Origin of the sequence: Sinorhizobium glycinis, from assembly GCF_001651865.1 — a bacterium.
GTDB lineage: Bacteria > Pseudomonadota > Alphaproteobacteria > Rhizobiales > Rhizobiaceae > Sinorhizobium > Sinorhizobium glycinis.
Genome location: NZ_LPUX01000060.1, coordinates 430344 through 455379, shown reverse-complemented (window position 1 = coordinate 455379; position 25036 = coordinate 430344). Strand labels below are relative to the sequence as shown.

The window sequence follows — 25036 nt, the reverse complement described above, 5'->3', positions numbered from 1 at the left end:
AGAGAAAGCCAATGGACACGTTCGACTACATCATCGTCGGAGCGGGAAGCGCCGGCTGCGTCCTCGCCAACCGCCTTTCCGAGAATCCGGCGCACCGCGTGCTGCTGCTCGAAGCGGGCGGCAACGACAACTACCACTGGATCCACATTCCGGTCGGCTATCTTTACTGCATCAACAATCCGCGCACGGACTGGTGCTTCACGACCGCGGCGGAGGAAGGCCTCAATGGCCGCTCGCTGGCCTATCCGCGCGGCAAGGTACTCGGCGGCTGCTCGTCGATCAACGGCATGATCTACATGCGCGGCCAGGCGCGCGACTACGACCTGTGGCGCCAGCTCGGCTGCACCGGCTGGAACTGGGACGAGGTGCTGCCCTTCTTCAAAAAATCCGAGGATCACTATCGCGGTGCCGACGACATGCACGGCGCGGGGGGCGAATGGCGGGTCGAGAAGGCGCGCGTCCGCTGGGCGGTGCTCGACGCTTTCCAGAAGGCGGCAACCGAGGCAGGCATTCCGGAAACCGACGATTTCAACCGCGGCACCAATGAAGGTTCCGGCTATTTCGACGTCAACCAGCGCTCCGGCATCCGCTGGAATACGGCCAAGGCCTTCCTGAGGCCCGCGAGAAACCGACGCAACCTTACGATCCTGACCAAGGCGCATGTCCGGCAGCTGACCCTCGAAGAGGGGCGCATCGCCGGCGTCGAGTTCCAGCATGACGGGGTCGCCAGGCGTGCGCGGGCGCGGCGCGAGACCGTGCTTTCCGCCGGCGCCATCGGCTCGCCGCAAATTCTCGAACTCTCCGGCATCGGCCGGCCGGAGATCCTGCGCCAGAACGGCATCGACGTCCGCCACGAACTGCCGGGCGTCGGCGAAAACCTGCAGGATCATTTGCAGCTGCGCCTCGCCTATAAGGTCACCGGCGTTCCGACCTTGAACGAGAAGGCGAGCTCGCTTGTCGGCAAGGCGGCGATCGGCCTCGAATATCTGATGCGCCGCTCCGGGCCGATGTCGATGGCGCCGAGCCAGCTCGGCATCTTCACCCGCTCAGGACCTGAAAAGGAGACCCCGGACCTCGAGTATCACGTCCAGCCGGTGACCCTCGAGAAATTCGGCGAACCGGTGCATCCCTTCCCGGCGATCACCGCCAGCGTCTGCAATCTCAGGCCCGAAAGCCGCGGCTCCGTGCATCTGAAGGGGCCGGATTTCGCCGCCGCGCCCGACATCCGGCCGCGCTATCTCACCGCCGAGGCCGATCGCGACGTCGCCGCGAAGGCGATCCGGCTTACCCGCCGCATCGTCTCGCAGCCGGCTTTCGCCCGCTACAAGCCGGTCGAATTCAAGCCCGGGCCGAGCTACGAGACCGATGAGGAGCTGAAGCGCGCCGCCGGCGACATCGGCACGACGATCTTCCACCCGGTCGGCACCTGCCGGATGGGGGCGGACCCGGAGAGCGTGGTCGATCCCGAGCTGCGCCTGCGCGGCCTTGCAGGCCTGCGCATCGCCGACGCCTCGATCATGCCGACAATTACGTCCGGCAACACCAACTCGCCGACCATCATGATCGCCGAAAAGGCGGCCGAGATGATCCTGGCGGCGAACCGGTAGCAGCCTATTCCGCCGCTTGCGTCTCCGGCATCGGCACGTAATTGAGGATAGGCGAAAGCCAGCGCTCGACCTCTCGGACCCCCATGCGCTTGCGCGCCGCATAGTCCTCGACCTGGTCGCGCTCGATCTTGGCGACGCCGAAATAGTAGGCGTCCGGATGGCCGATATAGAGGCCGGAGACGGAGGAGCCCGGCCACATGGCGTAATTCTCCGTGAGCCGGACACCGATCGCCCCCTCGGCATCAAGCAGCCGGAAGAGCGTTTCCTTTTCGGTGTGGTCCGGCTGTGCCGGATAGCCGGGCGCCGGGCGGATCCCCTGATAGGGCTCGGCGATCAGTTCCTGTGGCGTGAAGGATTCGTCCGGTGCATAGCCCCAGAGCTCCTTGCGGACATATTCGTGCATGCGCTCGGCAAAGGCTTCGGCGAAGCGGTCGGCGAGCGCCTTGACGAGGATCGAGGAATAATCGTCGTTGGCGCGCTCGAAACGCTCGGCGATCGCCACTTCCTCAATGCCGGCCGTCACCACGAAGCCGCCGAGATAGTCGCACCTGCCGCTCTCGACCGGAGCGACGAAATCGGCCAGCGCGACATTCGGCCGGCCGTCGCGCTTCGCCAATTGCTGGCGGAGCGTGAAGAAGGTGGCAAGCTCGTGCTTGCGCGTCTCGTCGGTGAAAAGGCGGATGTCGTCGCCGGCCGCGGCTGCCGGCCAAAAGCCGACCACCGCCTTCGGCGCGAACCATTTCTCCGCAATGATTTCCCCAAGCATCGCCTGGGCGTCGGCGAAGAGCTGCCGCGCCGCCGGCCCCTGGTGCTCGTCGTCGAGAATGCGCGGATAGACGCCCTTCAGCTCCCAGGTCTGGAAGAACGGCGTCCAGTCGATGTAGCGGGCAAGCTCCGCCAGATCCCAGCTCTCGAAGACGCGCGTGCCCAGGAATGTGGGCGTCTTCGGCTGATGAGCATCCCAGTCGATCTTCTGTGCGTTGGCGCGGGCCTGCGACAGCGGCAGGCGACGCTTTTCCGCTTCGTTGCGCGCATGCGCGTCGGCGACCTTCAGATACTCGGCGCGGATCGTCTGCTTGTAGCCGTCCCTCGCCTCCGGCGACAACAGGCTCGATACGACGCCGACGGCGCGGCTGGCGTCGGTCACATAGACCGTCTGGCCGAGGCTGTAGCGCGGATTGATCTTGACCGCCGTATGCACGCGGCTGGTCGTCGCTCCGCCGATGAGCAGCGGAATGTCGAAGCCCTCCCGCTCCAGCTCGGAGGCGACATGCACCATCTCGTCAAGGGACGGGGTGATAAGGCCGGACAAACCGATGACGTCCACCTGCTCTTGCCTTGCCACGTCGAGGATCCTCGCCGAGGGCACCATGACACCGAGGTCGATGATCTCGTAATTGTTGCAGGCGAGCACGACGCCGACGATGTTCTTGCCTATATCATGCACGTCGCCCTTGACGGTCGCCATCAGGATCTTGCCGGCGCTCTCGCGGGTCCCCGTGCCGCCATTGGCAAGCTTTTCCGCCTCCATATGGGGCAGCAGCACGGCGACTGCCTGTTTCATCACGCGGGCCGATTTGACCACCTGCGGCAGGAACATCTTGCCTGCGCCGAAGAGGTCGCCGACCACGTTCATGCCGGCCATCAGCGGACCCTCGATGACATTCAGAGGACGCTCGGCGGCAAGCCGCGCCTCCTCCGTGTCCACCTCGATGAACTCGTTGATGCCGTTGACGAGCGCATGCTCGAGCCGTTTGGCGACCGGCCACTCACGCCAGGCGAGGTCCTTTTCCCTGCCCTGCGCGCCGCCCTGCCCGCGATAACGCTCGGCGATCTCCAGGAGGCGCTCGGTCGCATCCGGACGGCGGTTCAGCACCACGTCCTCGCAGGCGTCGCGAAGCTCCGGGTCGATCGCGTCATAGACGGCGAGCTGGCCGGCATTGACTATGCCCATGTCCATGCCCGCCTGAATGGCATGATAGAGGAACACGGCGTGCATCGCCTCGCGCACCGGCTCGTTGCCGCGGAAGGAGAAGGAAAGGTTCGACACGCCGCCGGAGATATGGACATGCGGCAGCGTCGCGATGATTTCATGCGCCGCCTCGATGAAATCGACGCCGTAGTTGTTGTGCTCTTCGATGCCGGTGGCGACCGCGAAGATGTTGGGATCGAAAATGATGTCCTCCGGCGGGAAACCCACCCCTTCGGTCAGCAGCCAATAGGCGCGCCGGCAGATCTCGACCTTACGTGCCTTGCTGTCGGCCTGCCCCTGCTCGTCGAAGGCCATGACCACGACGGCGGCGCCATAGGCGCGCACCAGCCGCGCGTGATGCAGAAACGCCTCCTCGCCTTCCTTGAGCGAGATCGAGTTCACCAGCGCCTTGCCCTGGACGCATTTGAGACCGGCTTCGATCACCTCCCATTTGGAGGAATCGATCATCACCGGCACGCGGGCGATGTCCGGCTCGGAGGCGACGAGGTTCAGGAACTCGATCATGGCGCGGGTCGAATCGATCAGCCCCTCGTCCATGTTGACGTCGATGATCTGCGCGCCGTTCGCCACCTGGTCGCGCGCCACGTCGAGGGCCGCGGCATAGTCGCCGGCGGTGATCAGCTTGCGGAACTTCGCCGAGCCGGTGACGTTGGTGCGCTCGCCGATATTGACGAAGGGAATTTCGTCGGTGAGCGTGAAGGGTTCGAGGCCGGAAAGCCGCATGCGGCGTTCGATCTTCGGCACCGGGCGCGGCGGATATTTTTGCACCGCCTCGGCGATGGCGCGGATATGGGCCGGCGTCGAGCCGCAGCAGCCGCCGACGATGTTGACGAGGCCGTCGCGGGCAAATTCTTCGATCTGCGCCGCCATCGCCTCCGGGCTCTCGTCGTAGCGGCCGAATTCGTTCGGCAGACCGGCATTCGGATAGGCGCAGACGAGCGTGTCGGCGACGCTCGAAAGCTCGTCGATATGGGAGCGCATCGCGTCGGCGCCGAGGGCGCAGTTGAGGCCGATGGTAAAGGGCGCCGCATGGCGCACCGAATACCAGAAGGCGGTCGGCGTCTGGCCGGAAAGCGTCCGGCCTGAAAGATCGGTGATCGTGCCGGAGATCATCACCGGCAGGTGGACCTCCTTCTCGGCGAAGACCTCCTGCGTCGCGAAGATCGCCGCTTTGGCGTTCAGCGTGTCGAAGATCGTCTCGATCAGGATGATGTCGGCGCCGCCGTCGATCAGGCCGCGCACCTGCTCGGCATAGGCGAGCCTCAGATCGTCGAAGCTGACGGCACGGTAGCCGGGATTGTTGACGTCGGGCGAGATCGAGGCGGTTCGGTTGGTCGGGCCGAGCGCGCCGGCCACGAAGCGCCGCCGGCCATCCTCCGCTTCGGCGCGCTTCGCCGCCCGCCGCGCCAGACGCGCACCGTCGCGGTTGAGGTCGTAGACCATGTCCTCCATGCCGTAGTCGGCCTGGGCGATCCGGGTCGAGGAGAAGGTGTTGGTCTCGAGAATGTCGGCGCCGGCAAGGGCGTAGCGGTAGTGGATCTCCTCGATCGCCTTCGGCTGCGTCAGCGTCAAGAGATCGTTGTTGCCCTGCTGGTGGCAGGCGCAACCGCCGAACCGCTCTCCGCGAAAATGGTCTTCGGCGAAACCGAGCTGCTGGATCTCGGTCCCCATCGCCCCGTCCATGATTAGGATGCGTTCGGCCGCTGCCTGCCGCAGCGCGCGGAAGACTTCCGAGCCGTCGGGCCTGGGGGAGAGTTCTCCAAAGAGGGACGCGGCGGACATGGGAATTCTCCCGTTCTGAAAACGACAAATGCTTTGTCGATTAAGTCACATAAAGATATCTTTATGTCAACATACGACCCGATCACAATTTTGGCCAGAGGCAACAACGGGACGCAACAAAAAGCCCGCCGCGACGGGCCATCGAAGGGGAAACAGGATGGGGAACCGAGGAGAGATTCTTGCGGGGGCGCCCCTCATCCGGCTGCCGCCACCTCCTCCCCGCAAGCGGGGCGAAGGGATATGTCGCGCCGCCCAAGTCCCCTCTCCCCGCAGGCGGGGAGAGGGCTAGAGCGGGATGCGCTCACATACGTTCGCGCCTCCGCTCTAAGCCATTGTTTTTGCCGCATTTTTGCGACGTCAGGTGATTCCACCTGACTGCAAAATGCTCTAGGGTGAGGGGCAAATCAACGCCCGTCACATCCGCTCCAGGCAATCCTCGACTTCATAAATCGCACAGACGATATGATAGAAGCTGCTGGCCGGTGCGGGCTCGTCGACGAAACTGCCATCCGCCTTCTGCTTGTCGCGCCAGAGCCCGCGGATCGGCGTTTCGAGGAAGCGCTGAAGTGCTCCCGCCGCACGTGAGGCCGAGGCGAGATAGCGTTGCCGCTCGCTGCCGTCCGAAAGCGTGGCAAAGCGGATCGCCGCCTTCAGCCATTCCGTCTGCGGCCAGAGCCGCGCCACCGGGTCGGCGACCGACAGGTCGTCGAAGAGCGTCATGATCGCCACGTCGCGCTTGCCGCAGATGCCGTGTGTTTCGCCGATGTCGAAAAGCCGGCGCGCCTTGACGATCGCCTCCGCATTGCCGCGCCGCTCTGCCCAGCGCAGGAGCAGCCATGCCCATTCGAATTGGTGCCCGGGCTCGACGATGCGCCCCTTCTCGCCCGGAAAGGGCGCCCAGTCGCGATCGAAGAACTCGCGCAGCACGCCGGTCTTGGCGTCGACGAAGCAATCCATCGCCAGATGGGCGATCTCGTCGGCGAGGTTGGCCCAGGCGACCCGGTCGAACCCCTCGACCGCTTCGCTGGCGAGACAGGCCTCGAAGAGATGCATATGCGGGTTGGACCCAAGCGGCAGGCGCGGGGGGTTGTCCTCATCGAAACCCGCGACCGGATGCTTGCAGTGAGCCTCCAGCTTGCGCCTGAGATCGTCGCTGCGGCTGGCCATCTCGGCCTTCAGCTCCGGGATCACCTCAGCCAGATCGGCGAAGGAAAGCAGCGCGAAGGCCTGATTGTAGAGGTCGAAGGACGGGTCGACGATCTCCCCGTCGGCATTGGCAAGCGCACCATAGAAGCCACTCGGCTGCCTATAGACGCGATCGAAATAGGAAAGTCCGCCTTCGGCGACCGTGCGCCAGTCGCCGCTCCAGCCACGCCGCCCCGCCTCCGCGAAACAATAGACCTGGCGCGGCTGGACGCGCGAGCGGCGATCGGCCCGGGTCGGTTCGCCGGCCATGTCGATCGTTTCGACGAAGCCGCCGCCGGCCGCATCGAACCCCTTTTCGCGCCAGAGCGGCAGGGCGGCCTCCGCGAGCCAGCGGTCGAGCTCCCTCGCCTGCAATGCGATGTCCATCGGTCCGTCCGTCAATTCTCGAGTTTCAGCGCATCGTGATCGGCGCCGAGGAGTTCGGCCAGCGCTTCGACGACGAGATTGTGGTCGTCGCGCTGCGGCAGGCCGGAAACCGTGACGGCACCGATGCAGCCGGTTCCCTTCACGACGATCGGGAAGCTGCCGCCGTGGGCGGCGAACTCCGCATCCGGCAGGCCGAGCTTCGCCTGCAGGTTCGTCTGCTGTTTGAGGAGGTTGAGGCCGGTGGCGTAGCTGCTCCTGAACAGGCGGAAAACCGTGTTGCGCTTGCGCCGCACCCAATTCGGATTGTCCGGCGTCGCGCCGTCGAGCGCCGCATAGAAGACCTGCATGGAGAACAGGGTGATGTCGATGGCGACGCCGAGCTTGCGCTCGGCCGCCATGCGGCGAAGCGTCGAGCCGAGCGTCCAGGCCGTGTCGAGATCGAAGCGCTCGAACTGCAACTGTTGTTCCTGGAGCGCGATCCGGCGCAGATCATTGTCGATATTGTTCATGATGCCTCCGCTGTCGTTAGGGGAGCTGGACGGATGGGACTGGGGTGATGGCGATGCCCCCTCTGGCCTGCCGGCCATCTCCCCCACAAGGGGGAGAAAGGATGTGGCACGGTCTACGCATCCATGTAAGAGTTCCGTGTTCAGCAGTGTCTCGGCCGGAACGAGAGGTGAGCCGCCCGTATTCTCCCCCCTTGTGGGGGAGATGGCCGGCAGGCCAGAGGGGGAAATAGGGCGGACGCCGAGGCTTGACACGCGCTACTCCTTCCAGAGCCAGGCGGCACCGCGCACGCCGGAGCTATCGCCATGCACGGCCTTGCGGATCGGCGTCTCGAAACTGTCGCCGAATAGATACTTGGTTATCAGGTCCGGCAGCTCGCCATAAATCTCGTCGACATTGGACATGCCGCCGCCGAGCACGAAAACGTCCGGGTCGACGATATTGGTCAGCAGCGCCAGGCTGCGGGCGAGCCGGTCGACGAAGCGGTCGTAGACGCCGGTCGCGTCCGGGTCCCCGGCACGCTTCGCTTCGATGATATCGCGGCCGCGGCGGTCGACGCCGGTCGTCAGGCGATAGTCGAGCTCAAGCCCGGTGCCGCAGGCATACATGTCGAGACAGCCGAGCTTGCCGCACCAGCATTTGTGCCCGGGATATTCGTCTTGTCTCATCCAGGGCAGTGGATAGTGGCCGATCTCCGCAGCAACACCCTGGTAGCCGGCATGCACCTTCTTGCCGATCGCCAGCCCGCCGCCATGCCCGGTGCCGACGATGATGCCGAAGACGACATGCGCATCCTTGCCGGCCCCGTCGACCGCCTCGGAGACCGCCAGGCAATTGGCGTCGTTGGCAAGCCGCACCTCGCGCCCAAGCGCCGCCTCGAGGTCGCGCCCGAGCGGCTTGCCGTTGATGAGCACGGCGTTGGAGTTGCGCACGATCCCGGTGCGCGGATTGGGACTGCCGGGAATGCCGATGCCGATCGAACCGCGCGCGCCGGCCGTCTGTTCGGCGGCGGCGACGAGATCGACCACGGCGCGGATGCACGCGTCATAGCCGCTGGTCGGAGTTGCAACACGGTGCCGGGCACGCGTTTCGCCATCGCGGTCAAGCGCGATGACTTCCATTTTGGTGCCGCCCCAATCGATTCCGATAAACATGCGCGGATCAGGTCCCAGGATGGATTCGGGAAAGGCGGCATCTCCTCCGACCGCCGCCGGCCCCTGCTTAGCATTCACTCTGTCGGCTATGCTAGCCCCATGACTCGCATCGCCACATCGGAACTTCGCACTCGCCTTCCGCCTGCGGCGGCAAATCGCCGGCCATGAGCGCAAAAACACTTGGCGAACAGGCCTCGCTTTTGTAAGGGTCTATACCGAGTGGTCCCGTAGCTCAGCAGGATAGAGCACCAGATTCCTAATCTGGGGGTCGCGCGTTCGAATCGCGCCGGGATCACCATTTAAGCGTCTTCCTCCGAGATAGCGCGATCGGTCATGACTCGATCGGTGGGAAAAATCGCCGGCGATTGTGATCATCTTCGATGATGGCGTAGCGCCGCTGCATGCCGACTTGATGACTGGGATTGCCGAGAAGGATACTGCCTGCCGCCATGACGCAAGATGGCGGTGGAGGGCTAATTCGCGGAACCTTGTTGGGGCCTGCCGGTTCGAAGCGGTGCGCGTGGTGCGCGCTGACAAAAGGACAACGCAGATGAAATACAATTATCTTCTGGCGGCCGCCATTTCCCTTGCCATGGCATCCGCCGCCATCGCTCAAAGCAGTTCCGGTTCTACATCGGGCAGTACATCGGGCTCCGCATCCGGGACGACGTCCGCCACTCCTGAAAGCAGCTCCGGAACGCCGGGGATGATGCAGATGAATGAAGCGGAAAGGAGCACTACGTCGAAATGGCCAGAGCCGGTTCGCAATGCCCTCTTTTCCGATGCCTCCGGTTCGACCTTGCGCAGCCAGGATGAAATCAAGGCGAACTGGTCGAATCTCACGGCCGAGCAGCAGAACCAGATCAAGGAGGATTGCAATACGATGCAGACTGCATCGGCAGCGGGAGCCGGCAGTGCATCAGGCGACGCGAGCGGTTCGGCGGCTGGAACCACACCCAAGGTTTCGGGTGAGACCACTGCAAGCACCACCACCGGATCGACGGCATCCGGTTCGGCGGCGGGCACTTCCGCTACAGGCGGCACGATGACGATCGCGCAACTCTGCACCATGGTCAACGCGATGTAGAGCTGAACAGCCGTATCGCGGGTGATGCCGGCGCTCCCGCGATACGACCATCCTGCCGGAGCCCGCTCTACTTCATCTCCATCGGCCTGATTGACGTTTGCTGGTGTGGCCTGTCCATGCGGCCGACCGCCATGTTGTCGTCCAGTCTTTGATCATGGCCTCGCCCGGGCGTCGATGTAACCTTGCCTTGAGGGACAGCGCCATTAGCTAATTCAGGACAGCTGCCTGGAGGAGGAATTCCGGTGAAATTCCCGATGCCGCGCCGGCACTTCTTTCTGTTCGCAGCCGCCGCACTGTTTGCAAAGCCGGATTCGCAGAACGCTTTCGCCAGGGATGTGGCAATGACGAACAAGATCGTTCTTCTAGGGGATTCGGTATTTGACAACGGCTCCTATGTAGCCGCCGGCGCCGACGTAATGGCTCACCTGACTCGACAGCTGCCGGTCGGCTGGTCTGCCGCGCTGCTTGCCAATGACGGCAGCGTCATGAAGGACGTGCGCCTGCAGCTGGAGCGCCTTCCCGCCGCTACAACCCACCTCGTCGTGAGCATGGGCGGTAACGATGCTCTCGGCGTTTCCTCCGTCTTGGACGCTCCCTCGCGCTCTGTCGCAGACACGTTGCTAAGGCTGGCAGACATAAGAGAGCAGTTCTGCTCTGAATACGCCTCCACATTGGATGCTGTTTTGGCCGCCAAGCTGCCGACGGCCATATGCTCGATCTATGACGTCCGGTACCCGGAGCCGGACCGAAGGCGCATCGCCGTCACGGCACTCGCGATCCTCAACGACTGCATCACGCGCGCGGCCACTGAACGTGGTGTCCCGTTGATCGACCTTCGCGTCATCTGCAACGAGGACACGGACTTCGCCAACGCAATCGAGCCCTCGGCAGAGGGTGGCAAAAAGATCGCCGCCGCGATCATATCTTTTCTCACACGAGAAAAGGCATCAAGCGGCCGCGCCGAATTGATCGCGCGATGACGCTGCAGGACTTCGGTCTCTCGGCTTCGGACGAAGGTCTGGGTTAGGGCAACGGAGGACACAGCAGCGACAAGAGCCTGCGGATTAAATTGGCTAGCCGAACGCAGGGTCCGCGAAGACATAACCATCCATTTGGCCGTCTTGCCACTGCAACAATCGGCCCCTACACTGCCTTTACTGTCCCTCTCGTCGCTGACCACGGATGTACTGGCAGCGGCGGGAGGTGGCGATGAAAGGTCGGGCTGAGCCCGGCCTTTTCGTTTGAGGGCTGTTGCCTCAGCCCTTGCCCCGCTGCGGGTCCTTGCCCGCCGCCTGGCTGCTCTTCTTGACCTCGCCTTTTTTGGCCGCGTCCCTGTTGGGCTGGTCGCCGGCACGGTTTCCGCCATGCGTGCCTTTTGAACTCTTGGGCGCCTTGCCGTCCTTCACATTCGTAGCCATTACGCTCTCCTCGAAAATCTCGGTTCACGGCAGCGGCAACCGGCCAATCTCAAGAAAGTTCCGCGGGAGTAGCTTCTCCCCGGCGCGGGCGGCCGGTTCGATCCTCCCCGGGAGGCTTCGGAACCAAACCATGCCCGGACGGTTTGGTTGGTCGGGAAATGACCCCCGAGAGAGGAAAGGCCATGAAGAACACGATCTTTGGCGTTGCAGTGCTCTTGAGCGCTGCCGCGATGCCGGCGCTTGCGCAGACGGCGACCTCGGGCGGAAGCACACCGGCAATCGCCACGCCCGGCACGCAAAATCCCGAGGCGCCCGTTCCCGGCAAGAACAGCTTTACGGAAGACCAGGCGCGTGAGCGGATCGAGGATGCCGGCTACGCCGACGTCGGCGACCTGAAGCTCGACGACAAGGGCATCTGGCGGGCAACCGCAATGAAGGACGGCAAGTCCGTCACGGTCGCTCTCGATTACCAGGGCAACGTCACCGCCCTCTAGGTCGATGATTGCTCGGCGCTACAGAAAGGGAGAAGAAGATGAGAACAGTGGCAGGGCTTTTCGACGACTACCACGATGCCCGACAGGCGGTGAACGATCTGGAGGCGGCCGGCATTCCGTCGGAGGATGTCAGCATCGTCGCCAACAATGCCGGCGATCGTTATTCGGGTGAGAGTTCCGGGGCTGCCGAAGGAGCAGGCATCGGCGCGGGGCTCGGTGCGGCCGGCGGCGGCGCGGTCGGCCTCCTGACCGGACTGGGGCTGATGGCCATTCCGGGAGTTGGGCCCGTCGTCGCCGCCGGTTGGCTCGCATCGACAACAGTGGGCGCGGTCGCCGGGGCGGTGGCTGGTGCCGCCACCGGCGGTATCATCGGGTCGCTGACCGATTCGGGCATCCCGGAAGAGGACGCGCATCTTTACGCCGAGGGCGTGCGCCGGGGCGGCACGCTGGTCGTGGCCAAGGTCGACGAGTCCCTGGTCCCGCAGGCAGACGCGATCCTCAGAAACCGCAATGCCGTCGACACCTCGGTGCGCCGGCGGGCCTACACGGAAGAGGGCTGGACGCGTTTCGACGAGGCGGCCGCGCCCTACAGCCTCGACGAGGTTCAACGCGAGCGTGAACGCTATCGACCGCCGGCGCTGTAACTGTCGCCATCCGGCAAAGTGCTCAGCGACTGCCGTGCGCCAGAAGAGACGCACGGCAGCCGCTTGTGGCTGCTTATGTCACTGTTCGCCATCTATTTCCTGCGGCGTTCGCCTCGATGCTGCGGAACTTAGCCGAGTTCTCGCGTGTTCTCGTAGGTGTTCCTTCGCAGGAGAAAAAGCATGCCATCGGCAATGCCACCGAAGTCGAAGACGCCGCGAGCGGCCCGTCATCCACTTGCCCTGCCACAGCTTGTCGACGAGAAGGCGGAGGCCTTCGTCGCCGGCGCCATAGCCGAGCTCGTCAGATCGAAAATCCCGTTTCTGATCGCCGGCACCTTCGCCGTTAGCGCCTATACCGGCATTTCGAGGCCGACGAAGGATCTCGATGTCTTCTGCAAGGCCGGCGACTACACCCGAATACTCAAGCATTTCAAATCGCGCGGCTACTCGGTGGAAATCGAGGACGACCGGTGGCTGGGGAAGGTCTATAAGGGCAAGTTCTTCTTCGACGTCATCTTCGCCTCGCCGAACGGAACCATGCTCGTCAACGATGCATGGTTCGAACACGCTCTTCCGGTGGAGATCAGCGCGTCGCGGGTGTTGATCGTCGCTCCGACCGAATTGGTCTGGTCCAAATCCTTCATCCAGCTTCGCGAGCGTTACGACGGCGCCGACGTCGCCCACACGATCCTAAAGACCCACGACCGGATCGACTGGCGCCGGCTGCTCGAATATATGGAAGCGCACTGGGAAGTGCTCCTGATCCATCTCCTCAACTTCCGATGGATCTATCCCTCCGAGCGTGACCGGATTCCCTTGTGGCTCATGGACGAGCTCCTCAGCCGGCTGGCGGCGCAGCGGGATCTGCCGCTCCCGCAGACGAAGATTTGCCGCGGAAGAATGTACTCGCGGCGCGACTATGAGATCGACGTCACCGAATGGGGATTCGCCGATGTCGGCGGCGACGTCGAGATGCGGACAGCAAAATAGGGAGTAGCACCATGAGCAAGCTGAAGGTGGCAGCGGTCGCGGACCTCCATATGAAAGAGGATGGCTCCGTCTCCTATACGGAGTTGTTTTCGGAGATCTCAAAAATCGCCGACGTGCTGGTGATCGCCGGCGACCTGACGGATCTCGGCAAACCCGCCGAAGCGGAACTTCTCGCCGCCGATCTCAAATCCTGCACGATCCCGGTGGTCGCGGTTCTCGGAAACCACGACCATCAATGCGATGCCGTCGAGGAGATCTCGTCGATCCTGATGAAGGCTGGCGTCCATCTCCTTGACGGACAGGCTATCGAAATCGCCGGCATCGGCTTTGCCGGCGCGAAAGGCTTCGTCGGCGGGTTCGGGCGTTACATGCTCGGCTCTTTCGGTGAGGCCGCCATCAAGTCCATGGTCTCGCATACGGTCGACGAGGCGATGCGCCTGGAAAATGCCCTGCGCAAGATCAGCGCCCAGCACTCGGTGGTCGTGCTTCATTACGCGCCGATCGCCGAGACCGTCGCGGGGGAGCCGGAAGAGATCTTTCCGTTCCTCGGTTCCTCGCGCTTCGCCGAGACCATCGACCGCTTCCGTGTCAGCGCCGTCGTTCATGGTCACGCCCACAAGGGCACATACAAGGGAAAGACCCCGGGCGGCGCGCCCGTCTTCAACGTCGCCGCCCATGTGGAGAAACCGACGGGACGGCCCTATGCGATCCTGGAGTTCTGATTGCCGATCGTCGCCTGCGGCGTGTCCGGCAAGGCTTCATCTCCGTGTACCGTGCATCCGACAAGACGCGCGGCGCTGTCGCCGATCTCACGGTTTCAGGACAACCTTGACGCAGCCGTCCGCCCTCTTGTTGAAAGTCTGGTAGAGGTTCGGTCCGTCATCGAGCGAGCCGCGATGGGTGATCACGAAGGAGGGATCGATCTCGCCCTTGCGGATGCGGTCGAGCAGCAAGGGCAGGTAGCGCTGCACGGGTGTCTGCGCCATCCGGAAGGTCAGGCCCCGATTGATCGCGGATCCGAAAGGAATCTTGTCCAGATAGCCGCCATAGACGCCGACGATGGAAACCGTCCCGAAATTCCGGCAGCAATGGATCGCCTGCCGCAGCACATGCGGACGATCGGTGCCGAGATAGGCGGCAACCTTGACGCGGTCGACGAGCGAATCGAGGCTTGCCCGGCTGTCGGCCTCCGTCCCCACCGCATCGATGCAGGCATCCGCGCCGCGCCCCTGGGTCATCTCCATGATGCGCTCGTAGATGTCCTCCTGCATGTAGTCGAGGGTTGCCGCGCCCGCCGTTTCCGCAAGCCGCAGCCGCTCCGGGATTGTGTCGACGGCGATCACCCGTTCCGCTCCGAGCAGGAAGGCGGAGCGGATCGCCATCTGGCCGACAGGCCCGCAGCCCCAGACGGCGATCGTGTCGCCGGGCTCGATCTCGCAGAATTCGGCCGCCATGTATCCGGTCGGGAAGATGTCCGAGAGGAACAGGACCTGCTCGTCGGTGAGTTCCTCCGGTATTTTGATCGGCCCGACATCCGCATGCGGCACGCGGAGATACTCCGCCTGGCCGCCGCTGTAGCCGCCGAGAAGATGCGAATAGCCGAACAGGCCGGATGGCGAATTGCCCCACATCTTCACCGCTTTCTCCCGGTCGGGATTGGTACGCTCGCAGGCCGAGTAATAACCCCGCTGGCAGAAGAAGCACTCGCCGCAGGCGATGGTGAAGGGCACCACGACCCGGTCGCCGACCTTCAGTTCCGTCGCGGCCTTGCCGACCTCGACCACCTCGCCCATGGTCTCGTGACCGATGACGTCGCCGTGCTCCATCGCCGGAATCAGGCCGTTGTAGATGTGCAGGTCGGAGCCGCAGATGGCACAGGCGGTAACCTTGATGATGGCATCGCGTTCGTCCTCGATCGCCGGATCGGGAACGCCCTCGCACCGGATGTCGCCCTTGCCGTGCCAGGTCAAAGCCTTCATTGGGGATTGCCTCCTCTGTTGTCGAACGGGCTATGTGTGCCGAGGCGGCAGGCGGGCCTTCAGCGCCGTCGATACGAGATGCGGGGTACGCCGCCGATCACGGCAGCAAGTGCCAGGCCGACGACGGCCGCGGCCGCAACAGCGGCGATCGGAACTCTGCGCTCGGAACGCCATCCCCCTTCGATGCCGCCGGGATTTTCCGGAGCCCTGAACAGGTTGCCGTTGCTCCTTTCGGCGCGCGGCGCCCGCCTGAGATAGGACGAGGTCAGGCGGGCGAGGAGCCGGGACGTCGTATTTGGAGCGAGAAAATGCGCAAGGCGCGCCAGGTCGGCGACGGCACCGACGGTGACGGAGCTGCGCGGATGCTGCGCCAGGCGGACGATGGCGCGAGCGGCCCGGCGTGCATCGTAGACGGGAGGCGGAACGCTGAGCCTGCGGCCGGTGTAATTCGCACCATGTGCGACCCCGGGCGTGTCCATGAAGGTCGGGTAGACGTCGCAGATATGAATGTCCGGTTCATCGGCGAGCTCGGCTCGCAGCGCTTCGGAAAAGCCTCTAAGGCCGAATTTGCTGGCGCTATAGGCAGCCGCGTAAGGCGTCGAGGCGAAGCCGCCGAGCGAGATCATGTTGATGAAAGTGCCGCGGCCCTGCTTAAGAAAAATCGGAATGGCGGCATACGCATCGTTGAAGTGGCCGATGAGGTTCGTGCGTATGACCTGCTCGTGGGCCTCGATCGGCGTTTCCTGGAACCGGCCCACCGCGCCGACGCCGACATTGCTGAACCAGACGTCGATTTTGCCGAAGCTCAGCGCCCTCCTCGCCAATTGCTTGACCGCATCCGCATCCGTCACATCGGTCGGCACGACCAGGACCTCTGCCCCGAGATTGCGGCAGCTCTTCGCAACGAGCTGCAGCGCCGCCGCGTCGCGCGCCGCAAGCACGAGTTTCGAGCCTCGCCGGGCAAACTCTTCCGCCGCTGCCTGCCCCACGCCGGATGAGGCTCCGGTGATCACTACGACCGCATCTTTGAGAGATTTCCTCATGGCGCGCCTCCCTCTCGACGACAGCGCCGTGCGCCTTCCAGACGCACAAAGGACGCTGTAGCGTTTTGATTTGCTGCATGTTTTGCCCTTAATCGACTGCGATTTAAGGAAACATGCAGTGGTGCCGATGGAACTGCCCGCGACCGATTATGTTCCCCTGCCGCTGCAAGCTTCGATGCCTAAATCGACCCGGCGCCGCATCTCGCATGGAACCTGACCCACACGCCGATGCGTTAGTCTGCGATCGAAAATTCAGAGCCCGAAGAAGAGGCCCGCGATGCCGCTGCAACTCACCTCCAATCCGGCCTGCCGTGCGGCGGCACGTGGCCGGCCCGGCGCCGGGCGCAGTCGCAACCGGCTAGATGTGGCCATGGAAGAGGTTCCGCCGAAGGAAAGCGGGCTCGTCTATGTCAGCGATTCCGAGCCGGGCATCAGACGCCAGCGTTCCGGCAAGGGGTTCGTTTACCGGCTGCCGGACGGCTCGATCCTCACCGATCCTGCGGTGAAAGCTCGAATAGCGTCGCTGGGCCTGCCGCCCGCCTATGAGAGCGTATGGATCTGCCTGAACGAGCACGGCCACCTGCAGGCGACCGGCTATGACGCGCGCGGCCGAAAGCAATACCGCTACCACACGGAATGGCAGGCGCTGAGAAGCGGCGACAAGTTCGCTCAGCTGCTCCTCTTCGGCAAGGCTTTGCCGAGGATCCGGCGCACGATCCGCCGCCACATGGAAGGGGAAGCCGGCGACGCCCGCACCGTTCTCGCCGCGCTGGTCGCCTTGCTCGACGAAGTGCATCTGCGCACGGGAAGTCCCGCCTATGTCCAGGCGAATTCGACCTATGGCGCGACGACGCTTTTGAAGCGCCACCTGCGGCTCCTCGACGGCTGCATAGAACTGCGGTTTACCGCCAAGGGAGGCAAGCGCGTGCAAAGGCGGCTGCGACGCCCGAAACTGCAGCGCCTGCTCGAGGACATCGCCGACCTGCCGGGACGGCAGCTCTTCGTCTGGAGGGACGACAACGATATCCTGCGTCCCGTCGACTCGGGTCGTCTTAACCGTTACCTGGCGGATGTCGCCGGGTTCCCGGTTTCGGCCAAGACATTCCGGACCTGGGCGGGCAGCGTTGCCGCCTTCACGGCCGCACGCGGGGCGATGGAGAAAGGCGACCGCCCGACTGTCAGAGGGATGTGCGAGGCGGCCGCCGAGGTTCTCTGCAACACGCCGGCAATCTGCCGCAAGAGCTACATCCATCCGGACGTCATCGCTCTCGCGGATAGCGGCAGTGCCGCCTCCGCCAAGCAACTGCGCCGTCGCGGGCGGGCGAACCCGGAACTTCGCGCCGAGGAGGCGCGCATGCTCAATTTTCTTGCGCGCACAGCCCGTGCGGAGTCGAAGGCAACCGCCCCGTTGAACGGAGTGACGGCGGGACTGAGCCCCGCCGTCGGCTGATCAGAGATTTTGGGTGGTCCCGCCCGTCCAGCCGGACGTTCCCCCGGACGACCCGGTGCCCCGGACACGGATATTGTTCTGGACATGGCCGACGCCCGAGACATTTTCCGCCAGGTCTTCGGCGCGGCGTTTTGCCCATTTGGACTCGACGAAGCCGCTGAGCTGAACCTCGCCACCCGTGACCGAAACCTCGATGTCGGAAGCGTCGAGTGCTCCGTCATCGCTCAGGCGGTCGCTGACATCCTCCTGGATGCGGCTGTCGGAACGGGTATAGCCTTTCGGACCCTTGCCGCGATGCTGGTCCATTTGGCGGCGGCGCTCGGCATCTTCGTCGCCGAACCACGAGGCAACCTCGTCACCGGCCCGTTCGAAGAAGCCCCTCTCCTCGTCCCAGTCCCGGCCGGAGCGCGAATAGGAAGACCGCCCCCGGCCGTATTCGGAACCATAGTCGCCATAGCCACGCTCGCGGTTCCAACGCCCATAGTCTTCGTCCATCCGGCGGTACGGACCCACGCTGGACTCGGCACCCGGGAAATACTCGGAACTCTCGTATTCGGCACTGCGCGGTTCGACTGTTCCCGTGAAGCGCCGCCCGGCGCGCCGTTCGTCCTCATACCAGTCCCTCCCGGATTCGCGCGAACGCCAATAGGGATCGTCCCGCCGCCATTCCTTCTTTCTGGCCATCGGTTGCTCCTTTCGTTTTTCGATGCGTTCGATCGTTCAAACCACCGAGCAGCGTCTCGGTTCCGGCGCATGCAGCACGCAACTGAATGCACGCGAGCGACAGCCCACCGGAGCGGCGCGGCCTCAGTCGTCCTTTGTCTTGAGTGCGTCCGAGACCTTGCGCCGAGGCGGGTCCTTCAGGTTTTCGCCGGCCGCATCCCGGTCATGATCCGGGTCGTCCTTCGCCGGCAGATAGCCTCTTGGCCGTGTCTCCTTCGGCCCTTCCCACCGCGGCGATTGCTCCGTGGTGCCGGGCGCTCCGTCCTTTGGGGTCTTCATGATCTTTCTCCTGTGCAGCCCGCCTTGTCAGTCCTGGTCTTTCATCGTCGGAAGGGGGAAGCGCTGGTCCTCGTCCTCGAGGTCGGACTCGACGACATAGTCGTCCCTTTTCCTGCGCATTGCCTCCCGGGCGGCCCGCTTCTTGATAAGCTCATCCGGCTCCAGCGGCTGCGCGCCCGCTTCCGGATGCAGGTCGCTGTCGGTCTCGACGGGCTCGCGGGTGTCCGACCCGACGTCCGGGATGCCCTTCGGTCTGTTTTCGAATTTCGCCATTTCGCCCTCCTCGGGTTGTCGCTTGGTCAACGCCAGCCCGGGGGCGAAGTTCCATCACGCGTCCTTATGGCGAGCTGTCGGAACAAAGCCCGGCGCGCCCGAGTTAGGCTGCGGCCGTCATGCCGAAAAATCGTTCGTACCTGAATCAAACCAAGGAGGCCTGGACCATGGAAAATTTCCCGCGCCCGCCGTTCAAGCGTCAGACCCAACCCATGCCCGGGACCACGGACCGCATGGACCCGCTGCCGGACCACGGGGAAAACTCCTATAAAGGGTCGGGCCGGTTGCAGGGTAAGAAAGCCATCATCACTGGCGGCGACAGCGGCATCGGCCGGGCTGTGGCGATCGCCTACGCCCGGGAGGGCGCCGATGTGCTGATTTCCTATCTGAATGAGCACGAGGACGCGAAATCGACCAAAGCGCTCGTCGAAGAGGCCGGGCGCAAGGCCGTTCTCGTCGCCGGCGACATCCAGGCGTCGGCCCATTGCGAGAAAATTGTCGAGACGGCGGTCAACGAACTCGGTGGCATCGACATTCTCGTCAACAACGCCGCGCACCAGGCCTCCTTCCCGGACATCGCAGACATCACCGACGAGGAATGGGAGTTGACCTTCCGCGTGAACATCCATGCCATGTTCTATCTCACGCGCGCGGCGGTGCCGCACATGAAGCCCGGCAGTTCGATCATCAACACCGCCTCGATCAATGCGGATGCTCCGAACCCGATCCTGCTCGCCTATGCGACAACCAAGGGCGCGATCCAGAACTTCACCGCGGGTCTGGCGCAAATGCTTGCCGACAAGGGGATACGCGCCAATGCGGTGGCGCCGGGCCCAATCTGGACACCGCTGATCCCGTCCACCCTTCCCGAGGACTCGGTTATGAATTTCGGCAAGCAGGTGCCGATGAAACGGCCCGGGCAACCGGTGGAACTCGCATCGACCTACGTCATGCTGGCGGATCCGCTGTCGAGCTACGTCTCCGGCGCGACGATCGCGGTGACCGGCGGCAAGCCGATCCTGTAGCGCCGGGCCCGACGACCTTCAAAGCTCGGTGGAAACAATGTTGTCGACCGCGACCTGGCCGGCGATCACGCCGCGGTCCGAGCCCGGAGGCGCCGGCCCCTCTTCGATCACCGTGTAGAGCTTCTCGCTGCGAAAGGCGCTCGCCATGTCGGTGGTGACGCCCTCGGCCGGTTTTGCATCGATCTCGCGGAAATCGAGCTCGGCCTCGGAGGCGACGATCCGGGCATCGCCGCTCGTTCGCGCAATGACGACCACTTCCCCCTGGTACCTGGCATTCTCCCAGTTCGGATCAGAGGGCTCGGCCAGCGGCGACAGCCGGTAAATCTTCAGCTCTTCCTGCATGGGCATCCTCGATTGTGTCATTCAGACTGATCGATCGCATGCGGTGCCGGCTGTCCCTCTTCGGCCGGTCCGTCAAACGGGAAAATCGTCCAGAGCACAGCGACCAGTATCAGGGCGCCGATCACTGCTGCGGCCACGGTTTTCGACATCGTACTTCCGGTATTGCTGTGAATGGATCAGAAAAACCTGCGGTTTTGCCGCCTCCACTATCAATCTCCAGGGATTGGAATTGTTCCGCCGAAGCTTCGCTCCGCATCGCGCCCCTGCGGAACCTTTCGGAGTACGGCCGGTTGGATCACCTCAAAAGGAGGAACGTGCGATGCATAAGGCGAGCGACAACTTGCAGGCTTGGCTCCGGGATGCGCATGCCATGGAAGAACAGGCGATCACCATGCTCACCAGTCAATCCCGGCGGCTGGAAAACTATCCTGAGCTCAAAGCCCGGATCGATCGGCACTTGCAGGAAACCCGCGACCAGGCCGCAATGCTCAAGCGTTGCCTTGAGCGACTGCACGGCGGGACCTCGACCGTCAAGGATATCAGCGGCAAGATCGTAGCCATCGGGCAGGGTTTGAGCGGGCTGTTCGTCAGCGACGAAGTCGTCAAGGGCTCGCTTGCCAGCTACACGTTCGAACATATGGAAATCGCCAGCTACAAGATTCTGATCGCTGCCGCCGACTTTGCGGGCGACCAGGAGACAAAGCGCGTCTGCGAGACCATTCTGCAGCAGGAAGTCGAGATGGCCGAGTGGCTCGATCAGCATGCCGCGGAAATCACCCGCACGTTCCTGGATCGGGATCAGCGCGGCGTGACGGCCAAGCATTGACCGGTGAGACGGCGCCAATAACCTCCTCCTGGCGCGCAGATCGCCGGAGAAAGCTTGTAGTCGCACGCGCTTGTCGAGGCGTCACGCCAAGACTTGAGACGGGAACCATTGCGGCAAATGGAGGCTCGCCTTCGACAAAGGCGGGCCTCATGGCTGACGGTGTTTCGCCCGCTCAGGCGATGACCGCGACAATCTGCATGTTGTTCGGATCGACAATGACAATCCGCCCGTCCGCGAGCATGAAGTACTTGTAGTTCTCGTAGGCGGGAACGATCTCGACGATCCGCGGCGGCAAGGCGTGGAGGGTTACGCTCTGCGGCACGGCTACGCCGACGGATACGTCAAACTCCACCTTGTCGACGGGTTGGACGCTGCTTTCCTTTATGACGCTGCGCAGTTGGGTTTGCTGCTCGGAGGTGACCTCGACCGACCCTGAGGAACTGATGGCGCCGGTCGTGGCGGCGTCAGGGGCCTTTGGGCAGTCGGCCGGCGGATTCGGTTGCGTGCAACGGTCTTCCTTCTGGCCGGTCACGGTCTGGCTGTCGCTGCCCTGCATCTGCTGTGTCTCGGTCCCCTGCGTCTCAGGCATGGGCTGCTTCGGTTGCTGGGCGTCCTGTGCGAGTGCGAGCGGCGATATTCCGGCGGCGAGCACGAAGGCGAGTATGGTTGGGTGCTTGAATTTCATCGCTTTCCTCCTTCCTGGAATCGACGCCCCCAACCGCTCCGCCGCGCTTTTGTTCCTGCTAATATACCAACCGAAGTTTTCCTTAGCGCTGCCACTCGGCGGCAGAACGGAACAAAGTGCCCGGCTCCGCTTTCCCCTCTCAGGAAGAAGGAAGGATACGATGGCACGCAACAATCCGGACGAGCCGACGCGCAGGAAGCCCGCTCTGCCCACCGATGAACAGATGCCGGCCGGGACGCCGAAAAGCATGAAAGTGCAGACGGTCGTTCAAGGTCGGGTCCCGCCCGTACGCAGCAGAGACGAACAGAACGTCGATCCGGACGAAGCACTTCCGAACGACGACGAAGAACGGTCGATCGCCGATAATCCCTCGCGCGAAGAAGTGCGCTTTGGCGAGACGAAAACGCCGAAGCCCGACTGACCCGCCCGAGCGGCTAGTGCATGTTCCTTAAGTCGTAGCCGATTTAAGGACACAAACATGCAGAGATTCCAGTGCTGCAGCGTCCTTTGTCCGACAAGATGCACGGCGTTGCAGGTCCGGGAACCTTCGCCGGCGACGCCGGTTGGCTTCATCGCAAGGAGGCACCGAACATGTTGATGGACTATTTTTGGCTGTTGGTAACCGGGGGCGGTGCCCTCGCGCTCGGCGCTGCGATCGCCTATGCGGCCATGCGGCAAAAGCGGCTGCCACCCGTGACCGAGGAAGAACAGAAGCGGGAGATCGACAGGCTTTACGAGCGCCCGAACGGCAACAAGGCCCGCCGAACTTAGACTAAAGCACGAGTAGGGTTCGAGGCTCTCTTGCCGCGCGGATCCGCCGCGATACCGCCTTATACGGAGCCGCGAGAAGGGAACAAACTCCCCCCGAGCCGGTTGTTCTGACACGGCAGAAAGGACCGAAACATGTCCAGTTCGCCCGAGACGGAAAGCAATCCCGCACAGGTGCGCGGAGACATCCAGCGCGGAAGGACCGGCGACAAACGGCCGGGCTTCGACCCGGCGGCGGCACCGCTCGAGACCGATGCAGAGGCAGCGGGTACTCCGCTCGACGCCGAGGCAACACGGAACGCCCGGGCGGCGCAGGTCCATGGCAAGCCGACCGACAGATCGACCGAGTTCGGCGATGCGATGCGCCCCTTTGAAACTGCTCGATCCGGTGAATCGTCGAGGCCGCGGCTCGGTATGGCCCTGCTGATCATCGGCGTCCTGTTCGCGGCGGCCGTTCTTGTGTACGCTATCTGAGGCGAGTGGTTATGATTAGGAGGACGCGCCATGACGAGGCGAACCGAAGGAGTTTCGAATGCCTGATCCTCGCTCCGATAAAAGAAACCCCCTGCCGGAATTGACCGCCCGGGAAGAGGCGCTTTACCTGCGCCGGTCTTCGATACGCTTTCTGGAATGTGCAATTCACCTCTGTGCCACGCACATGTCGCTTGAAGAGGTGGCCGAGCTGCTCGAGAAGGAAGCGGAGCAGTTGAGGCGGTTTGGCTGATCGGTAGCGCGTAGTCGCTGACGGTCTGCCGTGCCGGGAACGCGCCGGATCTTCCCGCGCAGGGCCTGGGCTGGGGCGCCCGGGCTTCCGAGAACAATGCGCCTCGCGTCGAAGTATTCCCGCAGGCTTGAGGTTGGGCCGCTCAGTCGAACATGGCCCCTTTTGCCCCCTCATATTCCCGCGCCAGGGTTTCGATTGCGGCAGCCGCCTCTTCGAAGCGCCAGCCTGCCGCTTCGGCCTGGCGCGCGAGAGCGACCAGGTCACCGGTCATTTCTCCGCCAATTGCCGCGACAATGCTGTCCTGGGACGTTGCAGCGAGGTCGGAGACGGCCGGCCTCAAAGCCGCCATGCAGTCTGCCTGCCGGCCCGGATAGTCGGTGTCTCGTTGCGGCCGGGAAATCGCATGTGATTCGGCCATGTCGCTCTCCTTCGCGTTCGATCTGAATCCCTCTTGCAGCGGAGGGAGTAATGTTCGGTTCCGCCAATTGTTCCGACGGCGCAGTTCGCACCGCTGTTGATCGCCCGCCCGCAGACCGTATCGGCAGGGTCGCTATAGCACCTTGAATTGCTGCATGTTTTTAATCGGCTACGATCCAAAAACATGCAGTAGGGCACCGGAACAATTTTCCGCGTGGCGAATTATTTAGGTATCGCTCCATTACCGGAGCGACATTTAAGTCCCCCACCTTCGCTGTAGGCAGTGTCCGCATCTGCGGGCACTGCTGGCGCTATCGAGCTTGTAGGGGAATATCCCGGTCGGACATCAAGTTGGACGCGGAACGGCGAACGCCTGAACGTCGCAAAGCTCGCCCGCATCCTGATCGAAGACACCTCGAACATCTGGAAATGCTGAGAACAGGAATCGGGTAGCGCACCGTGCGTGCCGCGCACCGTCGGGTCTGCTATCCCCTCTTCTCGCAGGGGATACCGGGATCCTCCTCCCCCTTCGAGACATCGAAGAGCGTCGCCTCGTCGCCCTCCGTCCACCAGATGTAGCGGCCGCCTGCATATCGCGCCCCTGACCCGGAGATCACGCCCGACGCGACGATATAGTTGCCGCCGATCGAGAAGGTCACGAGCGAGACGGATCCGGCATCGATGTATTCGGCTTCGACCGTCTCCCCGCCGCAGTCGTAACGAACCCTCTGCCGATCGGCTGCACCGGCGCCGGGAATTCGCAGCGTCACCTCGGCGCTCCTAGAGGAGGGTGATTCTGCAGACACAAGACGCATGACAGGGCCGCCGTCTGGTCCTGACAGGGTGAGTCGGGCGCCATTCACGTTCCAGGAGAGTTCGCTTTTCAGCGTGTCGAGATATCTCTGCTCCTGCTCCATGATGGCGGGGGCGCACATGGTGCGCGCCGCGGCGGTCGGGCCGAAGGAGATGGTTCGTTCCGAGACGCTGAATGCGCCCGTAAACATGTTGCAGCCGCCCGTGCCGCCATAGGTTCCGTCCTCGCGAATTTCGAGCACCGTCTCGAGATCGGCGATAACCCCGGCCCCGCCGATATCCTCGGCGAGCCAGTAGCCGATCAGCTCCTCCGGGACGTGTTCGGCAGCGACCGTCTGCATGGAGGCAAGCTCGATCAGCACGCAGGCGCAGGACGCGGCCGTCAGGGCTTTGAGCATCGGGAATTCCTCACGCAGATCGGCGCGACTTTGCCGCCACTTT

At 63.6% G+C, this 25036-nt stretch carries 29 protein-coding genes and 1 tRNA gene; 15 read left to right on the top strand and 15 right to left on the bottom strand.

Annotated features, from left to right (window positions below; all coding sequences use genetic code 11):
• Positions 1–11: 11 nt before the first annotated feature.
• Positions 12–1607, top strand: coding sequence for a GMC family oxidoreductase (locus tag AU381_RS15545; RefSeq protein ID WP_064242630.1), 1596 nt, complete (start codon positions 12–14; stop codon positions 1605–1607).
• Positions 1608–1611: 4 nt separating this feature from the next.
• Here the strand turns inward: AU381_RS15545 and metH are convergent, their stop codons facing one another.
• From metH to AU381_RS15525, 4 genes are all read right to left on the bottom strand, one after another.
• Positions 1612–5382: a methionine synthase gene (metH, locus tag AU381_RS15540; RefSeq protein WP_064242629.1), complete on the bottom strand. Its 3771-nt coding sequence runs from the start codon at positions 5380–5382 to the stop codon at positions 1612–1614.
• A gap of 414 nt (positions 5383–5796) precedes the next feature.
• Entirely contained in the window at positions 5797–6954 is a 1158-nt protein-coding gene (gene pmi / locus AU381_RS15535; protein ID WP_064242628.1) for a mannose-6-phosphate isomerase Pmi, read from the bottom strand.
• Positions 6955–6965: 11 nt separating this feature from the next.
• Entirely contained in the window at positions 6966–7463 is a 498-nt protein-coding gene (locus tag AU381_RS15530; RefSeq protein WP_064242627.1) for a heme-degrading domain-containing protein, read from the bottom strand.
• 255 nt (positions 7464–7718) lie between these two features.
• The gene (locus AU381_RS15525) at positions 7719–8615 is read right to left on the bottom strand and encodes an ROK family protein (protein WP_064242626.1); all 897 of its coding nucleotides are present in this window, start codon (positions 8613–8615) and stop codon (positions 7719–7721) included.
• Positions 8616–8836: 221 nt separating this feature from the next.
• Here AU381_RS15525 and AU381_RS15520 point away from each other — a divergent pair.
• From AU381_RS15520 to AU381_RS15510, 3 genes are all read left to right on the top strand, one after another.
• A tRNA-Arg gene (locus AU381_RS15520) sits at positions 8837–8913 on the top strand.
• Between the two features lie 69 nt (positions 8914–8982).
• The gene (locus AU381_RS29765) at positions 8983–9702 is read left to right on the top strand and encodes a hypothetical protein (protein WP_156528611.1); all 720 of its coding nucleotides are present in this window, start codon (positions 8983–8985) and stop codon (positions 9700–9702) included.
• Between the two features lie 242 nt (positions 9703–9944).
• The gene (locus tag AU381_RS15510; protein WP_082910038.1) at positions 9945–10682 is read left to right on the top strand and encodes an SGNH/GDSL hydrolase family protein; all 738 of its coding nucleotides are present in this window, start codon (positions 9945–9947) and stop codon (positions 10680–10682) included.
• Between the two features lie 276 nt (positions 10683–10958).
• Here the strand turns inward: AU381_RS15510 and AU381_RS30315 are convergent, their stop codons facing one another.
• A complete protein-coding gene (locus AU381_RS30315) occupies positions 10959–11120 on the bottom strand; it encodes a hypothetical protein (RefSeq protein ID WP_082910037.1) in 162 nt (53 codons plus the stop codon).
• A 182-nt stretch (positions 11121–11302) separates the two neighbouring features.
• Here AU381_RS30315 and AU381_RS15505 point away from each other — a divergent pair, with 182 nt between their 5' ends.
• The 4 genes from AU381_RS15505 (at position 11303) to AU381_RS15490 (ending at position 13970) form a co-directional block, all read left to right on the top strand.
• Positions 11303–11614, top strand: a complete 312-nt coding sequence (locus AU381_RS15505; protein WP_064242624.1) for a PepSY domain-containing protein — start codon at positions 11303–11305, stop codon at positions 11612–11614.
• 38 nt (positions 11615–11652) lie between these two features.
• The gene (locus AU381_RS15500) at positions 11653–12258 is read left to right on the top strand and encodes a general stress protein (RefSeq protein WP_064242623.1); all 606 of its coding nucleotides are present in this window, start codon (positions 11653–11655) and stop codon (positions 12256–12258) included.
• A 180-nt stretch (positions 12259–12438) separates the two neighbouring features.
• Positions 12439–13248: a hypothetical protein gene (locus tag AU381_RS15495; RefSeq protein ID WP_064242622.1), complete on the top strand. Its 810-nt coding sequence runs from the start codon at positions 12439–12441 to the stop codon at positions 13246–13248.
• An 11-nt stretch (positions 13249–13259) separates the two neighbouring features.
• Complete coding sequence (locus AU381_RS15490; protein WP_064242621.1) at positions 13260–13970, top strand: metallophosphoesterase family protein; 711 nt, start codon at positions 13260–13262, stop codon at positions 13968–13970.
• A gap of 87 nt (positions 13971–14057) precedes the next feature.
• On the opposite strand, the gene AU381_RS15485 is transcribed toward AU381_RS15490, so the two are convergent.
• On the bottom strand, positions 14058–15227 hold the full coding sequence (locus tag AU381_RS15485; protein WP_064242620.1) for a zinc-dependent alcohol dehydrogenase: 1170 nt from the start codon (positions 15225–15227) through the stop codon (positions 14058–14060).
• Between the two features lie 59 nt (positions 15228–15286).
• Entirely contained in the window at positions 15287–16270 is a 984-nt protein-coding gene (locus AU381_RS15480) for an SDR family oxidoreductase (RefSeq protein WP_064242619.1), read from the bottom strand.
• Positions 16271–16640: 370 nt separating this feature from the next.
• Here AU381_RS15480 and AU381_RS15475 point away from each other — a divergent pair, with 370 nt between their 5' ends.
• Positions 16641–17720 carry a DNA topoisomerase IB gene (locus AU381_RS15475; RefSeq protein ID WP_244520075.1) on the top strand — a complete coding sequence of 360 codons (1080 nt, stop codon included), beginning with the start codon at positions 16641–16643 and terminating at the stop codon, positions 17718–17720.
• On the opposite strand, the gene AU381_RS15470 is transcribed toward AU381_RS15475, so the two are convergent.
• The 3 genes from AU381_RS15470 to AU381_RS15460 all read right to left on the bottom strand — a co-directional run bounded on the left by AU381_RS15470 (position 17721) and on the right by AU381_RS15460 (position 18995).
• A complete protein-coding gene (locus tag AU381_RS15470) occupies positions 17721–18404 on the bottom strand; it encodes a BON domain-containing protein (RefSeq protein ID WP_064242617.1) in 684 nt (227 codons plus the stop codon).
• Positions 18405–18527: 123 nt separating this feature from the next.
• On the bottom strand, positions 18528–18722 hold the full coding sequence (locus tag AU381_RS15465) for a hypothetical protein (RefSeq protein ID WP_064242616.1): 195 nt from the start codon (positions 18720–18722) through the stop codon (positions 18528–18530).
• Between the two features lie 27 nt (positions 18723–18749).
• Positions 18750–18995 carry a hypothetical protein gene (locus AU381_RS15460; RefSeq protein ID WP_064242615.1) on the bottom strand — a complete coding sequence of 82 codons (246 nt, stop codon included), beginning with the start codon at positions 18993–18995 and terminating at the stop codon, positions 18750–18752.
• 167 nt (positions 18996–19162) lie between these two features.
• Here AU381_RS15460 and AU381_RS15455 point away from each other — a divergent pair, with 167 nt between their 5' ends.
• Positions 19163–20020 (top strand): SDR family oxidoreductase, encoded by an 858-nt coding sequence (locus AU381_RS15455; RefSeq protein ID WP_064242614.1) that lies wholly within the window; start codon positions 19163–19165, stop codon positions 20018–20020.
• Positions 20021–20038: 18 nt separating this feature from the next.
• Here AU381_RS15455 and AU381_RS15450 read toward each other — a convergent pair whose 3' ends face one another.
• Complete coding sequence (locus AU381_RS15450; protein WP_064242613.1) at positions 20039–20362, bottom strand: hypothetical protein; 324 nt, start codon at positions 20360–20362, stop codon at positions 20039–20041.
• Positions 20363–20379: 17 nt separating this feature from the next.
• Positions 20380–20511 (bottom strand): hypothetical protein, encoded by a 132-nt coding sequence (locus tag AU381_RS31030; RefSeq protein WP_082910036.1) that lies wholly within the window; start codon positions 20509–20511, stop codon positions 20380–20382.
• A 170-nt stretch (positions 20512–20681) separates the two neighbouring features.
• Here AU381_RS31030 and AU381_RS15445 point away from each other — a divergent pair, with 170 nt between their 5' ends.
• Positions 20682–21188, top strand: a complete 507-nt coding sequence (locus tag AU381_RS15445; RefSeq protein ID WP_064242612.1) for a ferritin-like domain-containing protein — start codon at positions 20682–20684, stop codon at positions 21186–21188.
• A 172-nt stretch (positions 21189–21360) separates the two neighbouring features.
• Here the strand turns inward: AU381_RS15445 and AU381_RS15440 are convergent, their stop codons facing one another.
• On the bottom strand, positions 21361–21873 hold the full coding sequence (locus AU381_RS15440) for a DUF1236 domain-containing protein (protein ID WP_064242611.1): 513 nt from the start codon (positions 21871–21873) through the stop codon (positions 21361–21363).
• Between AU381_RS15440 and AU381_RS30755 the strand changes: the two genes are divergently transcribed.
• The 4 genes from AU381_RS30755 to AU381_RS15420 all read left to right on the top strand — a co-directional run bounded on the left by AU381_RS30755 (position 21863) and on the right by AU381_RS15420 (position 23365).
• Positions 21863–22294 carry a hypothetical protein gene (locus AU381_RS30755; RefSeq protein WP_244520070.1) on the top strand — a complete coding sequence of 144 codons (432 nt, stop codon included), beginning with the start codon at positions 21863–21865 and terminating at the stop codon, positions 22292–22294. The genes AU381_RS15440 and AU381_RS30755 overlap by 11 nt on opposite strands.
• Positions 22295–22365: 71 nt before the next feature.
• Positions 22366–22644, top strand: a complete 279-nt coding sequence (locus tag AU381_RS30750) for a hypothetical protein (protein ID WP_244520069.1) — start codon at positions 22366–22368, stop codon at positions 22642–22644.
• A 132-nt stretch (positions 22645–22776) separates the two neighbouring features.
• On the top strand, positions 22777–23115 hold the full coding sequence (locus tag AU381_RS15425; RefSeq protein WP_064242609.1) for a hypothetical protein: 339 nt from the start codon (positions 22777–22779) through the stop codon (positions 23113–23115).
• 58 nt (positions 23116–23173) lie between these two features.
• On the top strand, positions 23174–23365 hold the full coding sequence (locus AU381_RS15420; RefSeq protein WP_064242608.1) for a hypothetical protein: 192 nt from the start codon (positions 23174–23176) through the stop codon (positions 23363–23365).
• Positions 23366–23507: 142 nt separating this feature from the next.
• Here the strand turns inward: AU381_RS15420 and AU381_RS15415 are convergent, their stop codons facing one another.
• On the bottom strand, positions 23508–23783 hold the full coding sequence (locus AU381_RS15415) for a hypothetical protein (protein WP_064242607.1): 276 nt from the start codon (positions 23781–23783) through the stop codon (positions 23508–23510).
• Positions 23784–24267: 484 nt separating this feature from the next.
• Positions 24268–24993, bottom strand: a complete 726-nt coding sequence (locus tag AU381_RS15410; RefSeq protein WP_064242606.1) for an META domain-containing protein — start codon at positions 24991–24993, stop codon at positions 24268–24270.
• Positions 24994–25036: the final 43 nt, after the last annotated feature.

What these genes read in the sequence shown, in the direction of transcription:
- AU381_RS15420 (WP_064242608.1), top strand. Translation starts at nt 23,174, where the DNA reads ATGCCTGATCCTCGCTCCGATAAAAGAAACCCCCTGCCGGAATTGACC.
- AU381_RS15530 (WP_064242627.1), bottom strand. Translation starts at nt 7,463, where the DNA reads ATGAACAATATCGACAATGATCTGCGCCGGATCGCGCTCCAGGAACAA.
- AU381_RS15545 (WP_064242630.1), top strand. Translation starts at nt 12, where the DNA reads ATGGACACGTTCGACTACATCATCGTCGGAGCGGGAAGCGCCGGCTGC.
- AU381_RS15505 (WP_064242624.1), top strand. Translation starts at nt 11,303, where the DNA reads ATGAAGAACACGATCTTTGGCGTTGCAGTGCTCTTGAGCGCTGCCGCG.
- AU381_RS15450 (WP_064242613.1), bottom strand. Translation starts at nt 20,362, where the DNA reads ATGCAGGAAGAGCTGAAGATTTACCGGCTGTCGCCGCTGGCCGAGCCC.
- AU381_RS15465 (WP_064242616.1), bottom strand. Translation starts at nt 18,722, where the DNA reads ATGAAGACCCCAAAGGACGGAGCGCCCGGCACCACGGAGCAATCGCCG.
- AU381_RS15525 (WP_064242626.1), bottom strand. Translation starts at nt 8,615, where the DNA reads ATGTTTATCGGAATCGATTGGGGCGGCACCAAAATGGAAGTCATCGCG.
- AU381_RS15485 (WP_064242620.1), bottom strand. Translation starts at nt 15,227, where the DNA reads ATGAAGGCTTTGACCTGGCACGGCAAGGGCGACATCCGGTGCGAGGGC.
- AU381_RS15480 (WP_064242619.1), bottom strand. Translation starts at nt 16,270, where the DNA reads ATGAGGAAATCTCTCAAAGATGCGGTCGTAGTGATCACCGGAGCCTCA.
- AU381_RS15440 (WP_064242611.1), bottom strand. Translation starts at nt 21,873, where the DNA reads ATGAAATTCAAGCACCCAACCATACTCGCCTTCGTGCTCGCCGCCGGA.
- pmi (WP_064242628.1), bottom strand. Translation starts at nt 6,954, where the DNA reads ATGGACATCGCATTGCAGGCGAGGGAGCTCGACCGCTGGCTCGCGGAG.
- AU381_RS15455 (WP_064242614.1), top strand. Translation starts at nt 19,163, where the DNA reads ATGGAAAATTTCCCGCGCCCGCCGTTCAAGCGTCAGACCCAACCCATG.
- AU381_RS15410 (WP_064242606.1), bottom strand. Translation starts at nt 24,993, where the DNA reads ATGCTCAAAGCCCTGACGGCCGCGTCCTGCGCCTGCGTGCTGATCGAG.
- AU381_RS15475 (WP_244520075.1), top strand. Translation starts at nt 16,641, where the DNA reads ATGGAAGAGGTTCCGCCGAAGGAAAGCGGGCTCGTCTATGTCAGCGAT.
- metH (WP_064242629.1), bottom strand. Translation starts at nt 5,382, where the DNA reads ATGTCCGCCGCGTCCCTCTTTGGAGAACTCTCCCCCAGGCCCGACGGC.
- AU381_RS30315 (WP_082910037.1), bottom strand. Translation starts at nt 11,120, where the DNA reads ATGGCTACGAATGTGAAGGACGGCAAGGCGCCCAAGAGTTCAAAAGGC.
- AU381_RS15495 (WP_064242622.1), top strand. Translation starts at nt 12,439, where the DNA reads ATGCCATCGGCAATGCCACCGAAGTCGAAGACGCCGCGAGCGGCCCGT.
- AU381_RS15500 (WP_064242623.1), top strand. Translation starts at nt 11,653, where the DNA reads ATGAGAACAGTGGCAGGGCTTTTCGACGACTACCACGATGCCCGACAG.
- AU381_RS15460 (WP_064242615.1), bottom strand. Translation starts at nt 18,995, where the DNA reads ATGGCGAAATTCGAAAACAGACCGAAGGGCATCCCGGACGTCGGGTCG.
- AU381_RS15470 (WP_064242617.1), bottom strand. Translation starts at nt 18,404, where the DNA reads ATGGCCAGAAAGAAGGAATGGCGGCGGGACGATCCCTATTGGCGTTCG.
- AU381_RS15415 (WP_064242607.1), bottom strand. Translation starts at nt 23,783, where the DNA reads ATGGCCGAATCACATGCGATTTCCCGGCCGCAACGAGACACCGACTAT.
- AU381_RS15445 (WP_064242612.1), top strand. Translation starts at nt 20,682, where the DNA reads ATGCATAAGGCGAGCGACAACTTGCAGGCTTGGCTCCGGGATGCGCAT.
- AU381_RS15490 (WP_064242621.1), top strand. Translation starts at nt 13,260, where the DNA reads ATGAGCAAGCTGAAGGTGGCAGCGGTCGCGGACCTCCATATGAAAGAG.
- AU381_RS31030 (WP_082910036.1), bottom strand. Translation starts at nt 20,511, where the DNA reads ATGTCGAAAACCGTGGCCGCAGCAGTGATCGGCGCCCTGATACTGGTC.
- AU381_RS15425 (WP_064242609.1), top strand. Translation starts at nt 22,777, where the DNA reads ATGTCCAGTTCGCCCGAGACGGAAAGCAATCCCGCACAGGTGCGCGGA.